We start from the raw sequence: 19,795 nt of genomic DNA, 5'->3' as shown, positions 1-19,795 counted from the left end.
GTTTGTTTCAGGCATGTGACAAAGAGGGCGATCAGGTGACATCGAGGTGACATCGGCCAAGGTGTGGCACTCTGGCCTGGACCACACGGGTACGCAGCCGCGCCACTGCGCCCGTCCGACCTGGGGATACGAGATGGGGATCAACCACGGGGTGAGGCCGCGCCGCGGCAGGCCGCGAGACCCGGACGCAGAGCCGAGGATCCGCAGGTACGCCGTGCAGCTGCTGCTGGAGCGCGGATTCGACGGAATGACGGTCGACGACGTCGCCGAGGCGGCGGGCGTCGGCAAAGCCACCATCTACCGTCGCTGGGCCAGCAAGGAATCGCTGGCCAACGACGCGATGGCGGAGCTCTTCGACATCCAGATACCGGACGCGGACACCGGATCGATCGCCGGTGACCTGCGCCAGGTCTACGCCGACGCACTGGCGTTCGTGAACAGCGAGAACGGCCTGGCACTGATCCGCCTGGCGGTCACGGAGGCGAACCGCGACGAGCGGTCCGCACGGATCTACCGTGAATTCCTGGACCACCGGATCGGGCTGACCCGGAACGCGCTGGAACGGGCCCGCAAGCGCGGGGAGCCGATCCGGAGCACGGTGGACCCGGTGCTGATGGTGCAGTGGCTGGCCGGCGTGTTCGTCGTCCGCGCGCTGACCGGGGAGCCGATGCCGCCGCCGGAGGACGCCGACCGGCTGGTGGAGTTCACACTGCGCTGCATCATGGACACCGGTTCAGGGGCGAATCCCGGGTCCAACGGCCAGGCCGGCCACAGCCAGTTCGGTGACCCGGCGGACCCGGCCTGAGTTCAGGTCCCAGGCGAGCACCCAGCCTCGGACCTCGAACAGCGGGGTGTCGTGGTCGTACCAGCCCAGTACGGCACAGCAGCCAGGCTCACGCGCGTACGGCTCGTCCATTGGCTGGGCCGAGGACATCACCGTGGGGTCACCCAGCACCAGCAGGCGGCTGGGCTCTGCCCGCAGGGTCGAGATGGCCGCCACCACCTGCGGTTGTGAGGCTTCGGTGGTCACTGGGGTCAGATCGTCCGCGATGAAGAGCCGGGCGGCGGCCCTGTCCGTGGAGAAGGTCTGCCCGACCCATGCGCGCACCGGCAACTGCAGAGCGCTGTCGACGATCCACTGGCCACCGACCATGTACCGGAGCACGGCACCCTTGTCCAGCCGGAACGGCGCTGTGACCGCCGACGGATCCGCGGCACCCGCGATCGCCACCAGCGGCTCCTCGCCGGTGCCGCTCTCCCCCACCAGCACCCGATACGCGATCCCCGGACCGCTGACGAGAACGCGCTGGGCATCCGGTAGCCAAGAGACGCTGCGGATGTCCTGGGCCGGCATCTTGATGCGGAACACCTCTGCCGTCGCGACGTTGACGGTGACCAGCTCGCCCGGCTGCGGGAAGGCGGCGATCCGTCCGTCAGGCGACACCGCCCCGGAGCTCAGCGGCGTACCGGTGCGGATCGGGAGCAACTCCACGTCGGCTCGCGCCCAGGAGGAGTCGGATCCCAGCAGGAGCGGTACGTAGCGATCGCCACGGTCCTCGAGCACCACCGCGGCAATGCGGTCCAGCGGCCGGTCCGCCAGCGGCTCGACGTTGTCCGGTAGTTGCAGGAGGTCGCCGAGCGGCGTCTCGAGCCGGTCGAGGAACCGTTCGCTTCCGGACGGCGGAGCGACCCAGAAGTCGATCCCGTTGATCTGTCCGTCCGGGGCGCGGACGGCCGGGTCGCTGGGCGGTGTGATCGGTGGGGTGAACTGGGAGTTGTCGTCACCGCTGAGGCCCACTCCGATCGCAGCGATGACGGCAATCAGCACAGCGGAGATCAGACCGATGAGGATGCTGCGCCGCCGGCGGCGCCGGGTCTCCACTCCGGCGGCCCAGGCCGCGTCGGCCAGATCCGGTTCGGGCAGCCGGTCCGACGCCTTGGCGAGCATCGGCTGGACGTCCTCGCGCCTCATCGCTGGTCGCCCCCACCGATGTCGCGCGCCCTGTCGTTGGCGCTGTCAGGGGCGCTCTCGCTGGGGCCGTCACGCCAGTCGCCCCCGCCTAGCGCAGTACGGAACCGGCTGAAGGCCGACATGCCGTGCCCGTGCACGGTCTGGTGGGACATGTTGAGCATGTCAGCCACCTCGAACTCGGTGAGCTCCTCCAGGTGGAGCAGCACGAACACAGTGCGCTGTGCGGGCGTCAGCTCGGCCAGCGCGAGCTTCACCGGGTCGTCCTCGTCCGGGAACGCCGTCACCCGGCTCCACCGGTTCAGAGCAGGCTGGTAGAGCAGCCGCTGAACGAAGGCGTCTGGATCGTCGACCCTGGTCCAGCGCAGCGCCAGCCGGGTGAAGGCGTGCATCAGCGCATCCTCGGCACGCTCAGGATCGCCGTACACCAGGTACGCCGTCCGGAGCCATCTGCCCTGCCGCGCATCGACATACGAGGCGAAATCCGGGTCGACCGTTTCGTGCATCCACCCTCCCGCCTCTATTCAACTCCTCAACTACTGCGGGCGGCCACTGCCAGCCGCATCTCTTCGCCGATCAGGTCGAAGTTGATACCACCGGCAGCCATCAGCCCGGCGGCCGCGGCGGGCATGACCTGCGCCTTCGGGTCGGTCACGTTGCCGGCCGCGAAGACGCCGGGCACCTGGGTGGCTCCCATCGCGTCGACCTGGACGGCGGTGCCCAGGACGGTCCCGTTGGCCTCCAGCTCGGTCGTCTCCAGCCCCAGATCGGCCAGGAAGCCCGCACGCGCCCGCATGGTGGTCTGCACTGCCAGCGCCTGCCGTGGGATGACCTTGCCGCCCTCCAGCCGGACACCGGTGAGCTTGCCGTCCTCCACCTCGAGCTGCTCGACCTTCCCTTCCACTACCGAGATACCGCGAGCCGCGAGCTCCTCCCACTGCTCGTCGGTCGGCTCCGGCGCGGTGTGCAGGAACAGCGTCACGTCGTCACTCAGCTGCCGGAACAGCTGCACCTGGTGCAGCGCCATCACACTGGTCGCCAGTACGCCGATCGCCTGGTCGCGCACCTCCCAGCCGTGGCAGTACGGGCAGTGCAGCACGTCCTTGCCCCACCGCTCAGCCAGCCCGGGTACGTCGGGCAGCACGTCCGTCAGCCCGGTCGTCACCAGCAGCCGCCGGCCCTGGTACGTCGTACCGTCCGCAAGCTCGACCGTGAAATCGCCGGCCCGGCGGGCCGTGGTCACGGTGCCTGTGACGACCTCACCGCCGTACCCGATGACCTCTTGGCGGCCGATGGCGTACACCTCGGCCGGTGGGACACCGTCCCGGGTCAGGTAGTTGTGCACATGCTCGGCCGGCGCGTTGCGCGGCGTACCGTCGTCGATCACCAGGACCGACCGGCGCGATCGGACCAACGCCAGCGCTCCACTCAGCCCGGCGGCGCCTCCGCCGATCACAATCACGTCGTACTTCTTCATCTCCGGCTCCTCTCGGTTGCCTCGAGCGTGCGTGACGATTCTCGTTTTCGACAACTTTGTTTGCCAGAATGGCAACATGGAGTCCTACGACGACGTACTCGAAGCGGTCGGATCCCGGCTGCGCAGCCTGCGATCGGAGCGCGGTACGACGCTGTCCCAGCTGTCCGAGGAGACCGGGATCTCGGTGAGCACGCTCTCCCGGCTGGAGTCCGGGCAGCGCCGGCCGACCCTCGAGCTTCTGCTGCCGCTGGCACGGGCACATCAGGTCCAGCTGGACGAACTGGTGGACGCGCCACCCACCGGCGACCCTCGGATCTACGCGAAGCCGATCAAACGCCACGGCACGGTGCACATCCCGCTGAGCAGGCGACCGGGCGGGCTGCAAGCGTTCAAGCAGATCCTGCCGGAGGGCTACCCCGGCAACGACGTACAACAGAAGACGCACGAGGGCTACGACTGGATCTATGTGCTCTCCGGACGGGTCCGGCTCAAGCTCGGCGACCAGGACTTCATCCTGAAAGAGGGTGAGGTGGCGGAGTTCGACACCCGGGTGCCGCACTGGTTCGGCAACCCCGGTCCGGGTCCGACGGAGGTCCTGTGCCTGTACGGGCCACAGGGGGAACGCCTGCACGTCCGGGCGCGCACCAAGTAGCCAGTAGGCTGCGGCGGTCTGTCGGGCGATCCGTGTGACTGAGGAGGAACTGGTAGTGAGCATCGCGTTGTTCACCCTGGGCGGCACCATCGGGATGGCCGGCAAACACCGACTGACCGGCGAGGACCTGGCCGCCGCGGTGCCCGGGTTGTCGGAGCTCGGCCGACCGGTCGAGATCCAGGACATCGAGGCAGTGCCCAGCGCCAACCTGACCGCCGCGAAGATGCTCGAGGTCGTCGACGCCGCCTCGAAGGCCGTGTCCGCCGGCGCCACCGGGGTCGTGGTCACGCAAGGCACAGACACGCTGGAGGAGACCGCCTTCCTGGTCGACCAGGTCTGGCCACATCCGCAGCCGTTCGTCCTCACCGGTGCGATGCGCAATCCCACTCTGGCCGGCCCTGACGGCCCGGCGAACCTCCTGGCTGCTCTCCGCGTCGCCTGCTCCCCCGCGGCCCGCGACCTCGGCGCACTGGTCGTGTTCAAGGAAGAGATCCACGCGGCCCGCTGGGTCCGCAAGACGCACAGCACGAGTACGGCGACCTTCGTGTCACCCAACACCGGCCCGATCGGACACGTGGTCGAGGACCGCGTGCGGGTCCTCACCCGCCCCCTGCGCCTTGACGGCGTACAGGGAAGTGCGGAGCCGGCAGAGCTCGACGCGACGCGGGTGGCGCTCTACACCGTCACGATGGACGACGACGGCCTGCTGTTGCAGGGGCTGGCGGACACCCACCAGGGTCTGGTGGTGGCCGGCTTCGGCGTCGGACATGTGCCGGCCGCGCTTGCTCCTGTGCTCGGAGAGTTGGCTGCGACGATACCAGTGGTGCTGACGTCGCGGACGGGCGCCGGTTCGATCGTCCGGAACACCTACCGGTCGGTCGGGTCGGAGTGGGATCTGCTACAGCGTGGCCTGATCGACGGCGGCTTCCTGGACCCGTACAAGGCCCGGGTCCTGCTTCGGTTGCTCTTGGCAACAGATGACGACATCGCGGCGGCGTTCGGACAATACGTTTGATTATTGCCTTGGGCAACATTCCGGAATTCGGATAGAGCTCCTACCCACGAATCGGCGCTGCTAACCAATCGCGGCAAAGATCGGACAAATCGTGGCAAATCCGTCTCCTGAACTTGACCTCTCAGCCGGACAGTGCTCGGATCGTCACCGCTCGGGGACCGATTTCGAGGGTTGGGAGATGGTTGCGCCGTGGTCGAGCAGACACAGGGCAGCACAGCGGGGGACAGCGATTACCAAGCGGTCGGCGGTGGTCCGGCGATCGCGTCGGTGGTGGATGTCTTCTACCGCAACGTGCTTGCGGATCCGCAGCTGGCGGGCTACTTCGCCGACAGCGACCTGGCCAAGCTGAAACGGCACCAGGTGCAACTGGTCTCGCAGGTCATGGGCGGCCCGGTGTCGTACGACGGTCTCGCGCTGGCCGAGGCGCACAAGGGCCGCGGCATCACCGGTGAGGACTTCGGTAAGGTGGTGGTGCACCTGGTCGCCGCGCTGGAGGCGCACGAGGTGCCCGCCGACATCATCGGCCGGGTGGTGACAGCGCTGGGTGCCACCCAGGACGACATCGTCGGGGCGCACTGACGCGGATGGACCCGGCTGCGCTGAAGAACAGCTGGGCACTGGTCGCCAAGTCCGGTGACGAGGTGCCGCTGTTCTTCTACTCCCATCTGTTCCTTTCCCATCCCGAGGTCCGGGAGATGTTCCCGGTCTCGATGGCCGCCCAACGCGACAAGCTCGTCGGCGCTCTCGGCGCCGTTGTCAGCAACGCCGCTCAAATCGACGAGGTGGTGCCGTTCCTGCAACAACTCGGCCGCGATCACCGGCGCTTCTCGGTCGTCGCCGAGCACTACTCCGCGGTCGGCGCGTCCCTGCTCGCGACGCTGCAGCACTTCCTGGGTGCTGCCTGGACGTCCGAGCTGGCCGCCGACTGGGCCGAGGCGTACGGCCTGGTCGCGACAGTGATGGTCCAGTCCGCCGAGGAGTCCGCCGAGGAGTACCCCGCCTGGTGGTCCGGTGAGGTTCTCGGCGTGGACCGGCGCACGATGGACGTGACGATCGTGCAGATCCACCCGGAGCGACCGCTGGAGTACCGGCCTGGCCAGTCCGTGGCGGTCGAGATCCCCTACCGGCCGCGGCGGTGGCGCTACTACAGCCCTGCCAACGCACCGCGCAGCGACGGTTCGTTCGAGCTGCACATCGGCCTGGTCCCCGGCGGCCAGGTGAGCGGGCCTGCCGTCCGGTCGCTCAAGCGCGGTGACCCGGTCCGCATCGGCGCTCCGGTCGGCGACACCCTCAAGCTCCCGGAAGACGGCCGGGACCTCGTGATGATCGCCGGCGGCACCGGACTGGCGCCGTTCCGGGCGATGCTCGAGCAGCTCGACCGGCGGGCCCAGTCGAGCCAGGTCCCGCGAGTGCATCTGTTCCACGGAGCCCGGATGCCGTGGAACCTGTACGAGCACAAGCAGCTGATCAGCCTCACCCGGCGGCCCTGGTTCAGCTACACCCCGGTGGTTTCCGACGATTCGTCGTACCCCGGGGAGCGTGGGCAGGTCGGCGCGGTCGCCGCTGCCCAGGGGCCGTGGACGGACCGCACCGCCCTGGTGTGCGGATCGCCCGCCATGGTCCGGCACACGGTCGCCGATCTCACCGAAGCCGGTGTGCCGACCACCGCCATCCACACCGAATCCTTGGGGATCACGACCTCGGCAGGGAGTCAGCAGTGACGCGCCAAGATCCGTTCGCCGGCCGACCGGCTCAATCGCCGTACACGATCCGGCACAAGACCTTCGGCACCCGCCGCAGGGGCCTGGACCAGAACGAAGTCACGGCGTACCTGAGCGACCTGGCGGACCAGATCGAGTACGCCGACGCGGACCGGGCGGAGCTGCGGGCAGAGGTCGAGCGGCTCCGCAGCAGTACGCCGGACTCGGACCAGCGCGCCCACATCACCGCCCACGCGGTCGGGCTGCTGAGCCAGGCGCAGCAGATCGCGGACAACCTGGTGGCCGAGGCGGAACAGTACGCGAAGGATCTGGTGGAGACGGCTCGCACCCAGCAGCGGGACGCACTGGCGCAGGCTCGCGACTCGGTGGAATCCGCTGTGAAGCACTTCCCGGCGAGCGATGCTCCGGTCGCCGACCTGGAGTACGTGCGGACGTTCACCCGGGTCGCACATGTGCAGCTCCGGTCTGTCCTGGACGCGTTGGCGGAGCAGGTCGAGCGGCTGGGCCACCTACCGCAGGTGCCGGCTGACGCGACTCCCCCGGCCGGCGAGGTGTTGTGGTGGAACGACCTGTCCGCCGGTCCGGACGGAGGCAGTGTTCAGGAAACTCCGACGGTGGCCGGCCACCGTCGGCCTATCTGAGCTCGGCCGCCTTGGTCGTCAGGTAGTCGCGTTCGGGAAGGCTGGTCGTACCGAGGGCCGCCGCGCGGAAATGGTGCGCGGCAGTCTCGTGGTCGCCCTTCATCTCGTACAGATGCCCGCGTACGGCGTCCAGCCGGTAGTGGCCAGGTAGTTCCTCGTCGAGTGGCTCGAGGAGCTTCAGACCTGCGTCGGGGCCATCGACCATCGCGGCGGCGATGGCCCGGTTGAGCTTCACCATCGGATTGCCGGACAGATCCTCCAGCAGTCCGTACAGCGCGAGGATCTGCGGCCAGTCGGTGTCCTCTGCCCGGTCCACTTCGTCGTGCAGTGCTGCGATCGCGGCTTGTAGCTGGTACTCCCCGAGTGGCGGCGTGTCGAAGGCCTGCACGGCCAGTGCGACGCCTTCGGTGATGTGGTCCTTGTTCCAGAGCGTGCGGTCCTGGTCCGCGAGCGGGATGAGCTCTCCGGCGCCGCCGGTGCGGGCGGGGCGGCGAGCGTCGCTGAGGAGCATCAGCGCGAGCAGTCCGGTGACCTGACCGTTCTCCGGCAGTAGCGCGTGCACGCTCCGCGTCAGACGGATCGCTTCCGCCGACAGATCGCTGCGCTGCAACTCCGGACCGCTGGTGCTGGTGTAGCCCTCGTTGAACATCAGGTACAGCACGTGCAGCACATTGCGGAGTCGCTCCTCGCCGGTGTCCAACTCGAAGGCGACGCCCTTGAGCCGCTGCTTCGCCCGGCTGATCCGCTGCGCCATCGTCGCCTCAGGCACCAAGTAGGCGTGCGCGATCTCGGCGGTGGTGAGGCCGCCGACCGCCCGCAGCGTCAGCGCGATGGCCGACGCCGGCGTCAGCTTCGGGTGGCAGCACAGGAACAGCAGCCGCAGCGTGTCGTCCTGCTCCTCGACGTCCTCCGGCGGTACGTCGCGCAGCGCGGCACGCTCCTCCCGGCGTCGCCGGGCCTGCTCCTGCCGGACCTCGTCGATCAGCCGCCGCGACGCCGCCTGGATCAGCCACGCCTTCGGGTTGTCCGGCGTACCGTCGCGTGGCCAGGTCGTCGCAGCGGCCAGCAGCGCCTCTTGGACGGCGTCCTCCGCCGCCGCGAAGTCGCCGGACCACCGCACGACCGCACCGACGACCTGCGGCGTCAGCTCACGCAGCAGGTCCTCGAGGTGGTGGTCATTCGTAGAGGTCGGCATCCGACTCCATCAGACGGCGGACCTCGATCGGCTGCTCGACCGGGACACCGCCCGGGCCGGGCGCGGCGGACTGCTCGGCCGCGATCTCCAGTGCGCGTTCCTCCGACTCCACGTCCACCATCGTGTACCCGGCCAGCACCTCCTTGGACTCGGCGTACGGACCGTCCGTCAGCACCGGCGCACTCACGCTGGCAGCCCGGACGACCTTGGCGTGCTGGGGCCAGGTCAGGGCCTGCGCCTCCACCAGCTCACCGCTCTCCCGCAGCCGCTCCAGGTGGTCGGTCAGGTACTGCAGGTGCGCCTTCATGTCGGGCTCGTCCCACTCCAGCATCGGGGTGTCGACGTTGCCGCCGTCGTAGTGCATCAGCAGCAGGAACTTGGTCATCTCGTCTCCTCCTTCGGCCCACTTCGATGTGGGCGGACCCGCTCCGGACTCGCGGTCTCCAGCGGTACGTCGGCCGCGGGGATGACACCGAGCTGCGTGGTCTGCCGGTGCAGTGTCGCATCGAACAGCCATTCGGTCGCCGTACGGACGCGGTTCCCCGGCATGGACATCAGATGGTAGCCACGGGTCACCGCCTTCGCGGGGAGACCGGCGAGCGGGATCTGCAGCGGGTTGGCCGCCGCCTGCTTGCCGCCCAGGTCCACCACGAAGCCGAGGTCCTTGTGGATGTACGGCTTCCGCTCACCTGTGCCAAAGCTGGCGGCTACGTTCTTGGCAGCTCGCCGGCCTTGCCGCTCGGCATGTTGCGCAGTCATCGGTGTGACCTCGCCAGGCCGCGTCAGATCCGGTACGGCGGCCGCGTCGCCGCAGGCGAACACCTCTGGGTGGTCGGGCACGTTCAGGTACTCGTCGACCAGCAGACGCCCCTTCTGCGTCTTCAGACCGAGTGCCTCGACCACAGGGTCCGGACGGACGCCGACACACCAGATCAGTGAGTGGGTCGGTACGTCGGACTGGTCGGTGAGTCGGACACCGTCGTGCATGGCCTCTTCGACCGACGTACCCATCATGACCTCGACACCACGCTCGCGTAGCACTCTGTCCGCCGTACGCGACAGCCGCTCGTCCAGCTCGGGCAGGACGCGGTCGGCGATGTCCAGCAGCATCCAGCGCATCCGCTGGTGGCGCAGGCGCGGTCTGCGTTTCTTGAGCAGCTCGGTGTACAGGACGCCGTGCGCTGCCACCTCTGTGCCCGTGTAGCCCGCTCCGACGACAACGAACGTGCAGAGTGCGTCCCGCGCGGCCGCATCGTCGGTGGCGTTGGCGAGCTCGATCTGCTGGGTCAGGTGGTCACGCAGGAAGACCGCTTCGGGGATGCCACGGAAGCCGTGCGCGTACTCCGTCACGCCGGGGATGGGCAGCAGCTTGTTCACACTGCCGGCGGCGATGATGAGCCGGTCGTACTCGATCTCGTCGCGCCGGTCGAGCGGATCGGCGTACTGCACCGTCCGCCGGTCCAGGTCGAGTCCCTCGGCTTCTCCGAGCACCAGGCGGACGTCGGGCAGCGCGTCCGCGATGGACACTGTCAGCCGCCGGGGCTCGAGGATGCCGGTCGCGACCTCGGGCAGCAGCGGGACGTACAGGAAGTAGTCGGTCGGATTGACCATGACGATGTCGGCCCGGCCCTTGGCCAGCCGGCACAGCGTCTTGGCCGCGTGGAACCCGGCGAACCCGGCACCGATGATCACGACTCTTGGCAGCGTCATGCCACCTGAGTACCAGATCCACCCGCCCGGCAGACAGCCTCGGTCCAGCGGCGCGTCCGCCCAGCAGGGCGTCAGTCCAGCAGGGCGTCCACGAACTGCTCGGCGTCGAACGGCGCCATGTCGTCGGCACCCTCGCCCAGGCCGACCAGTTTGACCGGTACGCCGAGCTCACGCTGGACCGCGATCACGATGCCGCCCTTCGCCGTACCGTCGAGCTTGGTCAGGACCAGTCCGGTGACGTCGATGACCTCGGCGAAGACGCGGGCCTGGGTGAGGCCGTTCTGGCCGGTGGTGGCGTCGATGACGAGCAGCACCTCGTCGACCTCGGCAGTCTTCTCGATCACCCGCTTCACCTTGCCCAGCTCGTCCATCAGGCCGGTCTTGGTGTGCAGCCGTCCGGCAGTGTCGACCAGGACGGCGTCCGCCTCCTCCTCGATGCCCTGCTTGACCGAGTCGAACGCGACGCTGGCCGGGTCGCCGCCCTCAGGGCCGCGCACGGTCCGGACCCCGACCCGGTCACCCCAGGTCTGCAGCTGGTCCGCGGCCGCGGCCCGGAACGTGTCGGCCGCGCCGAGCACGACGTGCTTGTCCTCGGCGACCAGGACCCGCGCCAGCTTGCCGACCGTGGTGGTCTTGCCGGTGCCGTTCACACCGACGACCATCACGACCGCCGGCTGCGTCTCCTTGCGGCTCACCTTCAGCGTCCGGTCCAGCGACGGGTCGACCAGCGCGATCAGCTCCTCGCGGAGGATGTCGCGGGCCTGCGCGCCGCTGACGCCCTCGACTCGCATCCGGGTCCGCAGCTTCTCGACCAGCTCCTGTGTCGGCGCCACACCGACGTCCGCCGTGATCAGCGTGGTCTCGATGTCCTCCCACGCCTCCTCGTCCAGCTTGTCCCGCGACAGCAGTGCGAGCAGGCCCTTGCCCAGCGACCCCTGCGACCGCGCCAGCCGCGCGCGCAGCCGGACCAGCCGTCCCTGCGCGGACTCCGGCTTCTCGATCGTCGCGGCCGGGGCCTCCACCGGCAGCTCGGTGTCCTCCAGCGTCCGGGTCGGCGTGTCCCTCGGCTCCTCGGCGTCCTCACCGACCGTCGGCTCAGCGGTGTCGAGCGGCGCCGGCTGAGTGGCCTGCGGCAGCTGGGACGACCGCCGCCGGGACACCACGAGTCCGGCGGTACCGGCGACCAGGACAGCCGCGACCACGACGATGATCGCGATCAGGGCCTGGTCCGAGAGCAGAGTGACGAGCTGTGGAGTCAACACGGTTCCCCATCTTGACAGACACCCGGCCCGCCCTTTGCATCCATCACGTCAGGCGCACCAGCTGTCGCGGTACGTGAGGCGGTACCAGCTCGGGCCGGTGCGTGAGCAACACCACGGTCCGGTGCCCGGCCGCGGCGAACAGGTCCTCCAGCAGCGCCCGTCCAGTCTCCTCGTCCAGGTGCTCGGTCGGCTCGTCCAGCACGAGTACGTCGCGGTCGGCCAGCAGCAGCCGGGCGAACGCGAGGCGCTGCCGCTCCCCACCCGACAGCCGGGCGCCGTGCTCGCCCACCATCGTGTCGAGCCCGTCCGGCAGCGTCTCGACGAAGACCCCGAGGCGGGCGCGGTAGAGCGCCCTCCAGAGCTCCAGGTCACTGGCGCCGGGCTTGGCGAGCAGGAGGTTCTCCCGGATGCTCGTGTCGAACACGTGGCTCTCCTGGGTGAGCAGGCCGACCACGGACCGGACCTGGTCGCCCTCGAGCTTGGCCAGATCGACACCGTCCAGCAGCACCTCGCCGGCGCGCGGCTCCAGGAACCGCAGCAGGACCGCTGCGAGGGTGCTCTTTCCCGAGCCGCTCGGGCCGGTGATCACCACTCGGCTGCCGGCCGGCATGTCCAGGCTCAACCCGTTCAGTACGTCGGCGTGGTCGGCGTACCCAACTCGGAGGAGCTTCACCTCGAGGTCGCGTCCGTGGGGCAGGGGTAGCGGGGTCTCGGGTTCGGTGACTGGCTCTTGGGTGTCCAGGAGCTCTTGGACCCGGTCCAGTGATGCCCGGACGCGGATCGCTAGTTGTGCGGCGGCCGGGATCCCACCGAGGACATCGGCGAGCGCGAGTGGGGTCAGGACGAGTACGGCGAACACTGCGCCGGTGATGTTCGCCGTACTGCCGAGCACCAGACCGGCCACGCTCGCACCGCCGACGCACAGCACGAGGAGCGCTGCCCCGAGTCCGGCGCTCCAGGCAGAGCGTCGCTCTGCCGTGGCTAGGCGAGAGTCGCTGGCGCTGAAGGAGTCCAGCACGTTGTCGATCGCGTTGAACGCGACGATGTCGCCTGCGGTGAGCAGCGTCTCGGTGGCGGCGGCCGCTACCTCGCCGCGTGCACCTGAGAGCTTCCGCTCGGCCCGTCCAGCGGTCTTCGCGGTCAGCCACGGTACGACGGTGCACGCGATCAGGACCGCCAACGCGACGGCTACACCCGCAGCCGGCAGCAGCAGAGCTATGAGGACCACCGTGGCGGTGGCTGTCACCGCTGCGACCGCTACCGGCAGCAGCACGCGCAGCCACAGGTCCAGCACCGCGTCCACGTCCAGCACCAGCCTCGCCAGCAGGTCACCCTTCCGCTGCGAGCTCAGCCCACCCGGCGCCAGCTTCTCCAACCGCCCGGTGATCCGCGCCCGAGTCTCCCCCAGCACCCGGTACGCCGCGTCATGCCCGACCAACCGCTCGACGTACCGGAACACCCCGCGTCCCACCCCGAACGCCCGCACCGCCACGATCGCTACCATCAAGATCAACACCGGCGGCTGAGCCGCAGCAGTGGTAATCAACCAAGCCGAAGTAGCCAGCAACCCCACCGCAGACCCCGCAGCCGCCACCCCAGCCGCGAGCGCCACCCCCAACCGCCACCGCACGCCCCGCTCAGGCACCACCAGCCCAACCGGAAACCACCCCCGCCCCAACTCCGTCTCTCCCCACGCCCCCGTCTCTCCCCGCGGCCCCGTCTCCTCCTGCGGCCCCGTCCCTCTCGCCGACCCCGTCGTCTCTCCCCGCGGCCCCGTCTCTTCCCGCAGCCCCGTCGTCTCTCCCCCCGACCCCGTGTCTCCCGCGGTTCCCGCTTCCATCGGGATCCCGAGGGCCGGCTGGCTCGCTTCGGTGAGGTGCGCTCCGCCCGGCTCCGTCAGACGTCGCCGAGGGCTGCTTGTGGCGCTCATGCGTTCACCAGCTCTCTCGCGCCGACCGTGACTGTTCGGTCTGCGGCGGCGATCAGGGCGGGTCTGTGAGCGACCATCAGGACTGTGCGGCCGCTGGCACGGAGGCCGGCGATGACTGTCGCCTCCGCGTCGGGGTCCAGGCCCGCTGTCGGCTCGTCCAGGAGGAGCACCGGGGCGTCGGTGATCAGCGCTCGGGCCAGTGCCACTCGGCGTTGCTGCCCACCGGACAGCAGCTGCCCTTGCTCGCCGACTGCCTTGTCGAGCTCCAGTTCACCGGCGCCGGCCGCGATCAGCGCCAGCCGGACCTCGTCGTCGGAGGCATCCGGCCGACCCAGCCGCACGTTGTCCGCGACCGTTCCCATCCGCAGCCCGGGCCGCTGTGGCACCCAGGCGAACTGCCGCCTCCACACCGTCGGCTCGAACTCGTCCGCCGCACTCCCACCCGCAACAACCACGCCCCGCTCCAGCTCCACAAACCCGAGCAACACAGCCAGCACAGTCGACTTCCCGACCCCGCTCGGCCCGGTCAGCGCAACCACCTCCCCCGGACGCACGTCCAGGTCGAACCCATCCAGCGCCGCGTCGTCGCGTCCTGGGTACCGCACCGTCACGTCGTACAGCTGCAGCGGGCTCACCCGCAGGTCCGGTACGTCGGTCCGATCGCCGCGCTCAGGCAGTGGCGTCTCCAGGATCCGGAACACCTCTTCGCTCGCGGCGACCCCGTCCGCACTGGCGTGGAACTGCATGCCGACCTGACGCAACGGCAGGTACGCCTCAGGCGCCAGGATCAACACCATCAACGCCGTCTCGAGCCCCAGCTTGCCGTCGACCAGCCGCAGACCGACACCGACGGCGACCAGCGCCACCGAGATGCTCGCCAGCAGTTCCAGCGCGAACGACGACAGGAACGCCAACCGCAGACTGCTCATCGACGCCACCCGATGCTTGTCGGTCACCCGTCGTACGGCGGACTCCTGGGCCTTGGCGCGGCCGAACAGCTTCAGGGTGGGCAAACCGGAGACGACATCGGCGAAGTGGTGCGCGAGGACGGACAGTGCGTGCTGGCGGCGCCGGCTGTGGGCTTGGGTCGCCCAGCCGATCAGGGCCATGAAGATCGGGATCAGCGGGAGCGTGATCAGCACGGTCCCCGCCGCGATCAGGTCTCCCGTCGCCATCCATCCGATCACGCCGGCCGGGACGGTCGCGGCTAGTACGAGCTGGGGCAGGTACCGCGCGAAGTACGGATCCAGGTCGTCCAGCCCCTTGGTCAGCAGGGTCGTCATTGCGCTGCTGCGCTCACCACTCAGCCACACCGGCCCGAGCTTCAGTGAGTGCTCCAGCACCTGCCGACGCAGCGTCGACTTCACCGCAGCCGCCGCTCGCTGCGCCACCACCTCCTGCATCCACACCAAGAGCCCCCGCCCTACCACAACAACCCCCAGCCCGAGAGCCACAGCCGCCACCCCGCCGCCCCGCAAGCCTTCGCCGAGCAAGCCGCCGAGCAACCCGCTGCCCAGCCCCCCACCCAGCACGCCGCCACTGGGCTCGGCGCCGCCCGCGTCTCCGCGGAGTACGCCGGTTCCTCCGTCGGCGGTCGGCACCATGCCCGCGATGCCGCGCGCCAGCAGCACAGCCTGGATCACGATCAGCAATCCGCTGGCGATCCCGATCAGCACCGACGCCGCGAGAAAGACCCGCGCACCCCGCGCTCTGCGCAGCAGCCGCGGGTCGACGGGCTTCATGACGCGGAGCCCGAGACAGCGACCGGCTCGACAGTGATGCGCTTGCGGAACACCCAGTACGTCCACCCCTGGTACAGCAGCACCAACGGCAGGAAGATCCCGGCAATGATCGTCAAGATCTTCAACGTGTACGGCGTTGACGCGGCATCAACTGTTGTCAATGTTGATTGCGGATCAAGTGTTGACGGCATCACGGCCGGGAACATCGCGGCGAACAACGACGCCACGGCCAGCCCGACGGCGAGCGCCGTACCGAGGAAAGCCCAGCCCTCGCGCCGGACCCGGTTCGCAACCAGACCACCGGCGAACGCGACCACCGCCAACGCCGCGACGATCACCGAGCCGGTGTCACCGCGGATCGCCTGGGCCCACGCGAGAAAGGCGATCACCAGCACCGCCGCCACCAACCCGGCACGCGAGGCCAACCGATTGGCCCGCACCCGCAGATCATCCGTCGTCCGCAAGGCAAGGAAGATCGCGCCATGGGCAACGAACACCGCGGTGAACGCAACCGCGCCGAGCAGAGCGAACGGACTCAACAGGTCACCGAGATTGCCGACGTACTCGAACGAAGCATCAAGCGGCACCCCACGCAGCAGGTTGGCGAACGTGAGACCCCACAGCAGCGCAGGCAGCACCGACCCGATCGTGATCATCGTGTCCATCCGGCCGCGCCAGACCAGGTCGTCGCGCTTACCGCGGTACTCCAACGCCACCCCGCGCACGATCAGCGACACCAGGATCGCGAACAGCGGTAGGTAGAACCCACTGAACAACGTCGCGTACCACTCCGGAAAGGCAGCGAACGTCGCCCCGCCGGCCACGATCAGCCACACCTCGTTGCCGTCCCAGACCGGCCCGATCGTGGTGATCACCGCCCGTCGCTCCGGCTCGTTCCGCCCGAGCACCCGCAGCAGCGTGCCGACGCCGAAGTCGAATCCCTCCAGGACGAAGTACCCGATCCACAACCCCGCGATGGCGAGGAACCAAACGGTGGTGAGTTCCATGGCCAGCCCCTCAGTAGGCGAACGACAACGGTTTGGCGGCGTCGTCCGGTGCGTCGTCCGGCGAATCGGGCGCCGGCCCGTCCGTCCCGGCCAGCCCACCGCGGATGGTGCGCACCATCAGCTTGACCTCGACAACAGCGAGTACGCCGTACAGCACGGTGAAGCCGGCCAGCGACGTGATCACCTCGCCGCTGGTCGTGCCCGGCGACACACCCGATGCCGTCGGCAACAATCCGAACACCAGCCAGGGCTGCCGCCCGGTCTCGGTGAAGATCCAGCCGAAGGTGTTCGCCAGCAGTGGCAGCAACGGCAGCGGAGCCGCGAGCCAGATCAGCCACCGAGCAGGCGCCCGGCCACGCCGGGTGGTCCACAGCAACCACACCGCCAGCACGGCGGACGCCATCCCGACTCCGATCATCAACCGGAAGGTCCAGTAGGTCAGCGGGATGTTCGGCTTGTACGACCCCGGCCCGTACAACTGCTCGTACGCGGCCTGCAGCGAGTTGATCCCCTTCACCTCGCCGTTGAAGTTCCCGGTGGCCAGGAACGACAGCAGATGCGGCAGCTTGACGGAGAAGATCTCCCGCGACCCGTCCAGCGTGCCCACGGTGAAGACCGAGAACGACGCCGGCTTCTCCGTCTCGTACAGCGCCTCGGCCGCGGCCATCTTCATCGGCTGTACCTCGGTCATCACCTTGCCCTGCTGGTCACCGCTGATCGCGACCCCGGCACCGGCCGCGATCACGATCACGGCCCCGATTTTGAGCGCCGTACGGAACACCTCGCGGTCCACCGACGGCCGCCGGATCAGGTGCCAGAGCGCCACCCCGGCGACGAACGCACCGCCGACCATGAACGCGGCGAAGATCGTGTGCGGGTAGGTGACCAGGACGACCTTGTTCGTCAGCACCGCCCAGATATCGGTCAGCTCCGCGCGGCCACGGGAAGCGTTGTAGCGGAAGCCGACCGGGTTCTGCATCCACGAGTTGGCCGCCAGGATGAAGTACGCCGACAACTGCGACCCCAGCACCACCATCCAGATGCACCCGAGATGGACCAGCCGGGGCAACCGCTCCCAGCCGAAGATCCACAGCCCGATGAATGTCGACTCCAGGAAGAACGCGAGCAGCCCCTCCAGCGCCAGCGGTGCACCGAACACGTCGCCGACGAACCGCGAGTAGTCGCTCCAGTTCATCCCGAACTGGAACTCCTGCACCAGTCCGGTGACCACACCCATCGCGATGTTGATCAGGAACAGCTTCCCGTAGAACTTGGTCAGCCGCAGGTACTTCTCTTTGCCGGTCCGGTACCACGCGGTCTGCAGCCCGGCAGTGATCGCGACCAGCGAGATCGTCACCGGGACGAAGAAGAAGTGGTACACGGTGGTGATGGCGAACTGCCATCGAGCCAGATCCAGGGTGTCCACGCGCCGGCCTCCCCAGCCATCTACGACGTTACGTAGTAGATGCTAGCGCGGATCTACTACAACGCGTAGTTATACTGGTCACGTGGCGAGTGAGGAGAAGGCACCGCGCCCCCTGGGCGACCTGGAGCGGCTGGTCATGGAGCGGCTGTGGGCTGCGCCGGCGGCGCTGACGGTTCGCGAGGTGCACGAGCAACTGGCGGACACCCGTGAGCTCGCCTACACGACCGTGATGACCGTGCTGGACCGGCTGGCCAAGAAGAAGCTGACCGAGCGGGAGCGCGACGGCAAGGCCTGGCGCTACCGGGCCGCCTCGCCACGTGAGGAGCTCGCGGCGGACCTTATGCGGGATGCCCTCGACCGTGCCGGTGATCGCCGCGAGGCGTTGGTCCGCTTCGTCGGACAGGTCAGCGACGAGGAAGCCGCACTGCTCCGCGAAGCCCTCGGCCGGCTGGAGGGCCACGCGGAGAGCGAGGAGCGAGCGGGGTGATCACCCCCGTCCTGCTCGCCGCACTCGCCCTGGTGCTGACGGGGCCGGCACCGGCGCTGCTGGCACGTTCCAGCTGGCCCTACCGGATCCCCCGCGCTGCCGTCACACTCTGGCAGGCGATATCGCTCGCCGCCGTACTGGCCGCGCTAGGCGCCGGCATCGCGCTCTCCTACTCCACAGCGGGCGAACCCGGCCGGCCACGCTTCGACCCATCGTCCGCCCGAGACCTGCTGGCGGCCGTCATCCTCGCCATGACCGCACTGGTTCTGGTGAGACTCCTCTGGGCAGCCAGCCGAGTCGCAGTAGGTACCAGGGCCCGCCGCAAGCGGCACCGCGACCTGGTCGACGTACTCGCCAGACCGGACGGCCTGATCCCGGGACTGCGTGTGCTCGCCGAGGAAACACCGCTGGCCTACTGCCTCCCAGCTCTCCGCGGCGCCCGCGTGGTCGTGTCGGTCGGAGCTCTGGACAGGCTCGACGACAACGAGCTGCGCGCCGTGCTCGCCCACGAGCAAGCGCACCTGCGCGCCCGGCACGATCTTGTCCTCGAGGCGTTCACAGCACTGCACATGGCATTCCCGCGCTTGGTCCGCAGCGACGTAGCACTGGAGCAGGCACGCACGCTGGTCGAGCTGCTGGCGGACGACGACGCCCGCCGCCGCAACGGCCCACGCCCACTCGCCCGAGCCCTGGTCGCGCTCGCCGGCGCACCAGCTCCCGAAGCAGGATTGGCCGCTGCCAAGTCGGCGACCGTACTGCGGGTCCAGCGCCTCGCCGACCCCGAGCCGAGCAACGCCTGGCTCGCCGCCGGCACCTACGCCGTGGCGGCCGCCCTCCTGATCCTCCCGACGATCACCGTCGCCGCCCCACTCGTCAAAGCGATCGTCAGCGCGGTGAGTTAGCCGGCTGGTAGCGGACCAGTACGCCGCCCTTGGCCCACGGCCTGGCCTCGATCAGGTCGAGGTCGACCGGCTGGCCCCCGACCGGGAACGCGCTCTTGCCCGCGCCCAGCAGGATCGGGCAGATGCGTAACTGCACCTCGTCGACCAGACCGGCGTGCAGCAGCGAGTGGAACAGCGTGATGCTGCCCCACAGGATCAGGTCCTTGCCGTCCTGCTCGGCCTTGATCGCCCGCACCGCGTCGAGGTCGCGGACCACGATGCCGGGCTCGTACTGCCCCCACGGTGCGCTCTCGAGCGTCGTCGAGACGACCACCAGGCGCAACGCGTTGAGCTTCTCCGCGATCACCTCACCGGCAGAGGCGGCCGTCGGCCAGAACGCGGCGAACAACCGGTACGTCTCGGCGCCGAGCACCATGGTGTCGACGTTCTCGAGCAAGGCGAGATTGTCGGTGTCGGACTGCCCGGCGATCGTGTCGAAGAACTCCAGCCCACCGTCCGGTCCGGCGGCGTACCCGTCGAGGGTGACGTACTCCTGAAAGATCAGTCGCCTCATCCAGCGAGGCTACCCGAAATGTTTCCCCTCACCCCGGGCCACGGCCAGCAGCACGAGCCCCGACAGAACCAGCAGAACGACCATGGTGACGACGAATGTCAGCACT

Annotated in this window: 20 protein-coding genes; 8 read left to right on the top strand and 12 right to left on the bottom strand. The window is 69.1% G+C overall.

All coding sequences use genetic code 11. The features are described 5' to 3' along the window. The first annotated feature begins 133 nt into the window (after positions 1-133). A complete protein-coding gene (locus tag ACIBG5_RS26150; protein ID WP_396394071.1) occupies positions 134-805 on the top strand; it encodes a TetR/AcrR family transcriptional regulator in 672 nt (223 codons plus the stop codon). Here ACIBG5_RS26150 and ACIBG5_RS26145 read toward each other — a convergent pair. Genes ACIBG5_RS26145 through ACIBG5_RS26135 form a run of 3 tightly spaced genes read right to left on the bottom strand, consistent with a single transcriptional unit; the run spans position 734 to position 3,446 of the window. Further along, positions 734-1,972, bottom strand: coding sequence for a hypothetical protein (locus tag ACIBG5_RS26145; RefSeq protein WP_396394070.1), 1,239 nt, complete (start codon positions 1,970-1,972; stop codon positions 734-736). The two genes, ACIBG5_RS26150 and ACIBG5_RS26145, sit on opposite strands and share 72 nt — an antisense overlap. Then, a complete protein-coding gene (locus ACIBG5_RS26140; RefSeq protein WP_396394069.1) occupies positions 1,969-2,475 on the bottom strand; it encodes a sigma factor-like helix-turn-helix DNA-binding protein in 507 nt (168 codons plus the stop codon). The genes ACIBG5_RS26145 and ACIBG5_RS26140 overlap by 4 nt, the downstream gene beginning before the upstream one ends. 26 nt (positions 2,476-2,501) lie before the next feature. Continuing rightward, positions 2,502-3,446: an NAD(P)/FAD-dependent oxidoreductase gene (locus tag ACIBG5_RS26135; protein ID WP_396394068.1), complete on the bottom strand. Its 945-nt coding sequence runs from the start codon at positions 3,444-3,446 to the stop codon at positions 2,502-2,504. Between the two features lie 76 nt (positions 3,447-3,522). Here ACIBG5_RS26135 and ACIBG5_RS26130 point away from each other — a divergent pair, with 76 nt between their 5' ends. The 5 genes from ACIBG5_RS26130 (at position 3,523) to ACIBG5_RS26110 (ending at position 7,475) form a co-directional block, all read left to right on the top strand. Continuing rightward, entirely contained in the window at positions 3,523-4,098 is a 576-nt protein-coding gene (locus ACIBG5_RS26130) for a helix-turn-helix domain-containing protein (protein ID WP_396394067.1), read from the top strand. A gap of 55 nt (positions 4,099-4,153) precedes the next feature. Continuing rightward, positions 4,154-5,113, top strand: a complete 960-nt coding sequence (locus tag ACIBG5_RS26125; RefSeq protein WP_396394066.1) for an asparaginase — start codon at positions 4,154-4,156, stop codon at positions 5,111-5,113. A gap of 189 nt (positions 5,114-5,302) precedes the next feature. Continuing rightward, positions 5,303-5,692, top strand: coding sequence for a group 1 truncated hemoglobin (locus ACIBG5_RS26120; RefSeq protein WP_396394065.1), 390 nt, complete (start codon positions 5,303-5,305; stop codon positions 5,690-5,692). 5 nt (positions 5,693-5,697) lie between these two features. Then, positions 5,698-6,834, top strand: a complete 1,137-nt coding sequence (locus ACIBG5_RS26115) for a globin domain-containing protein (RefSeq protein WP_396394064.1) — start codon at positions 5,698-5,700, stop codon at positions 6,832-6,834. Further along, entirely contained in the window at positions 6,831-7,475 is a 645-nt protein-coding gene (locus ACIBG5_RS26110) for a DivIVA domain-containing protein (protein WP_396394063.1), read from the top strand. Before ACIBG5_RS26115 ends, ACIBG5_RS26110 begins: the two co-directional genes overlap by 4 nt. On the opposite strand, the gene ACIBG5_RS26105 is transcribed toward ACIBG5_RS26110, so the two are convergent. The 8 genes from ACIBG5_RS26105 to ACIBG5_RS26070 all read right to left on the bottom strand — a co-directional run bounded on the left by ACIBG5_RS26105 (position 7,468) and on the right by ACIBG5_RS26070 (position 17,747). Further along, complete coding sequence (locus tag ACIBG5_RS26105) at positions 7,468-8,670, bottom strand: RNA polymerase sigma factor (RefSeq protein WP_396394062.1); 1,203 nt, start codon at positions 8,668-8,670, stop codon at positions 7,468-7,470. The two genes, ACIBG5_RS26110 and ACIBG5_RS26105, sit on opposite strands and share 8 nt — an antisense overlap. Further along, positions 8,651-9,055: a YciI family protein gene (locus ACIBG5_RS26100; protein ID WP_396394061.1), complete on the bottom strand. Its 405-nt coding sequence runs from the start codon at positions 9,053-9,055 to the stop codon at positions 8,651-8,653. Before ACIBG5_RS26100 ends, ACIBG5_RS26105 begins: the two co-directional genes overlap by 20 nt. Beyond that, complete coding sequence (locus tag ACIBG5_RS26095; protein WP_396394060.1) at positions 9,052-10,380, bottom strand: NAD(P)/FAD-dependent oxidoreductase; 1,329 nt, start codon at positions 10,378-10,380, stop codon at positions 9,052-9,054. The genes ACIBG5_RS26100 and ACIBG5_RS26095 overlap by 4 nt, the downstream gene beginning before the upstream one ends. 71 nt (positions 10,381-10,451) lie before the next feature. Continuing rightward, positions 10,452-11,642: a signal recognition particle-docking protein FtsY gene (gene ftsY, locus ACIBG5_RS26090; RefSeq protein WP_396394059.1), complete on the bottom strand. Its 1,191-nt coding sequence runs from the start codon at positions 11,640-11,642 to the stop codon at positions 10,452-10,454. A 43-nt stretch (positions 11,643-11,685) separates the two neighbouring features. Further along, positions 11,686-13,287, bottom strand: a complete 1,602-nt coding sequence (cydC, locus tag ACIBG5_RS26085; protein ID WP_396394172.1) for a thiol reductant ABC exporter subunit CydC — start codon at positions 13,285-13,287, stop codon at positions 11,686-11,688. Positions 13,288-13,568: 281 nt separating this feature from the next. Beyond that, on the bottom strand, positions 13,569-15,314 hold the full coding sequence (gene cydD, locus ACIBG5_RS26080; RefSeq protein ID WP_396394058.1) for a thiol reductant ABC exporter subunit CydD: 1,746 nt from the start codon (positions 15,312-15,314) through the stop codon (positions 13,569-13,571). After that, the gene (cydB, locus tag ACIBG5_RS26075; protein WP_396394057.1) at positions 15,311-16,321 is read right to left on the bottom strand and encodes a cytochrome d ubiquinol oxidase subunit II; all 1,011 of its coding nucleotides are present in this window, start codon (positions 16,319-16,321) and stop codon (positions 15,311-15,313) included. Before cydB ends, cydD begins: the two co-directional genes overlap by 4 nt. 10 nt (positions 16,322-16,331) lie before the next feature. Then, positions 16,332-17,747 (bottom strand): cytochrome ubiquinol oxidase subunit I, encoded by a 1,416-nt coding sequence (locus ACIBG5_RS26070; protein WP_396394056.1) that lies wholly within the window; start codon positions 17,745-17,747, stop codon positions 16,332-16,334. A gap of 82 nt (positions 17,748-17,829) precedes the next feature. Here ACIBG5_RS26070 and ACIBG5_RS26065 point away from each other — a divergent pair, with 82 nt between their 5' ends. Beyond that, positions 17,830-18,234 (top strand): BlaI/MecI/CopY family transcriptional regulator, encoded by a 405-nt coding sequence (locus tag ACIBG5_RS26065; protein WP_393396982.1) that lies wholly within the window; start codon positions 17,830-17,832, stop codon positions 18,232-18,234. Further along, entirely contained in the window at positions 18,231-19,136 is a 906-nt protein-coding gene (locus tag ACIBG5_RS26060; protein ID WP_396394055.1) for a M56 family metallopeptidase, read from the top strand. Before ACIBG5_RS26065 ends, ACIBG5_RS26060 begins: the two co-directional genes overlap by 4 nt. Here ACIBG5_RS26060 and ACIBG5_RS26055 read toward each other — a convergent pair. Continuing rightward, positions 19,120-19,689: a dihydrofolate reductase family protein gene (locus ACIBG5_RS26055; RefSeq protein ID WP_360452020.1), complete on the bottom strand. Its 570-nt coding sequence runs from the start codon at positions 19,687-19,689 to the stop codon at positions 19,120-19,122. The two genes, ACIBG5_RS26060 and ACIBG5_RS26055, sit on opposite strands and share 17 nt — an antisense overlap. Positions 19,690-19,795 lie beyond the last annotated feature (106 nt).

Origin of the sequence: Kribbella sp. NPDC050241, from assembly GCF_044459685.1 — a bacterium.
In the GTDB taxonomy this organism is placed as follows: domain Bacteria; phylum Actinomycetota; class Actinomycetes; order Propionibacteriales; family Kribbellaceae; genus Kribbella.
This window is presented reverse-complemented; position numbering and strand designations above follow the sequence as displayed.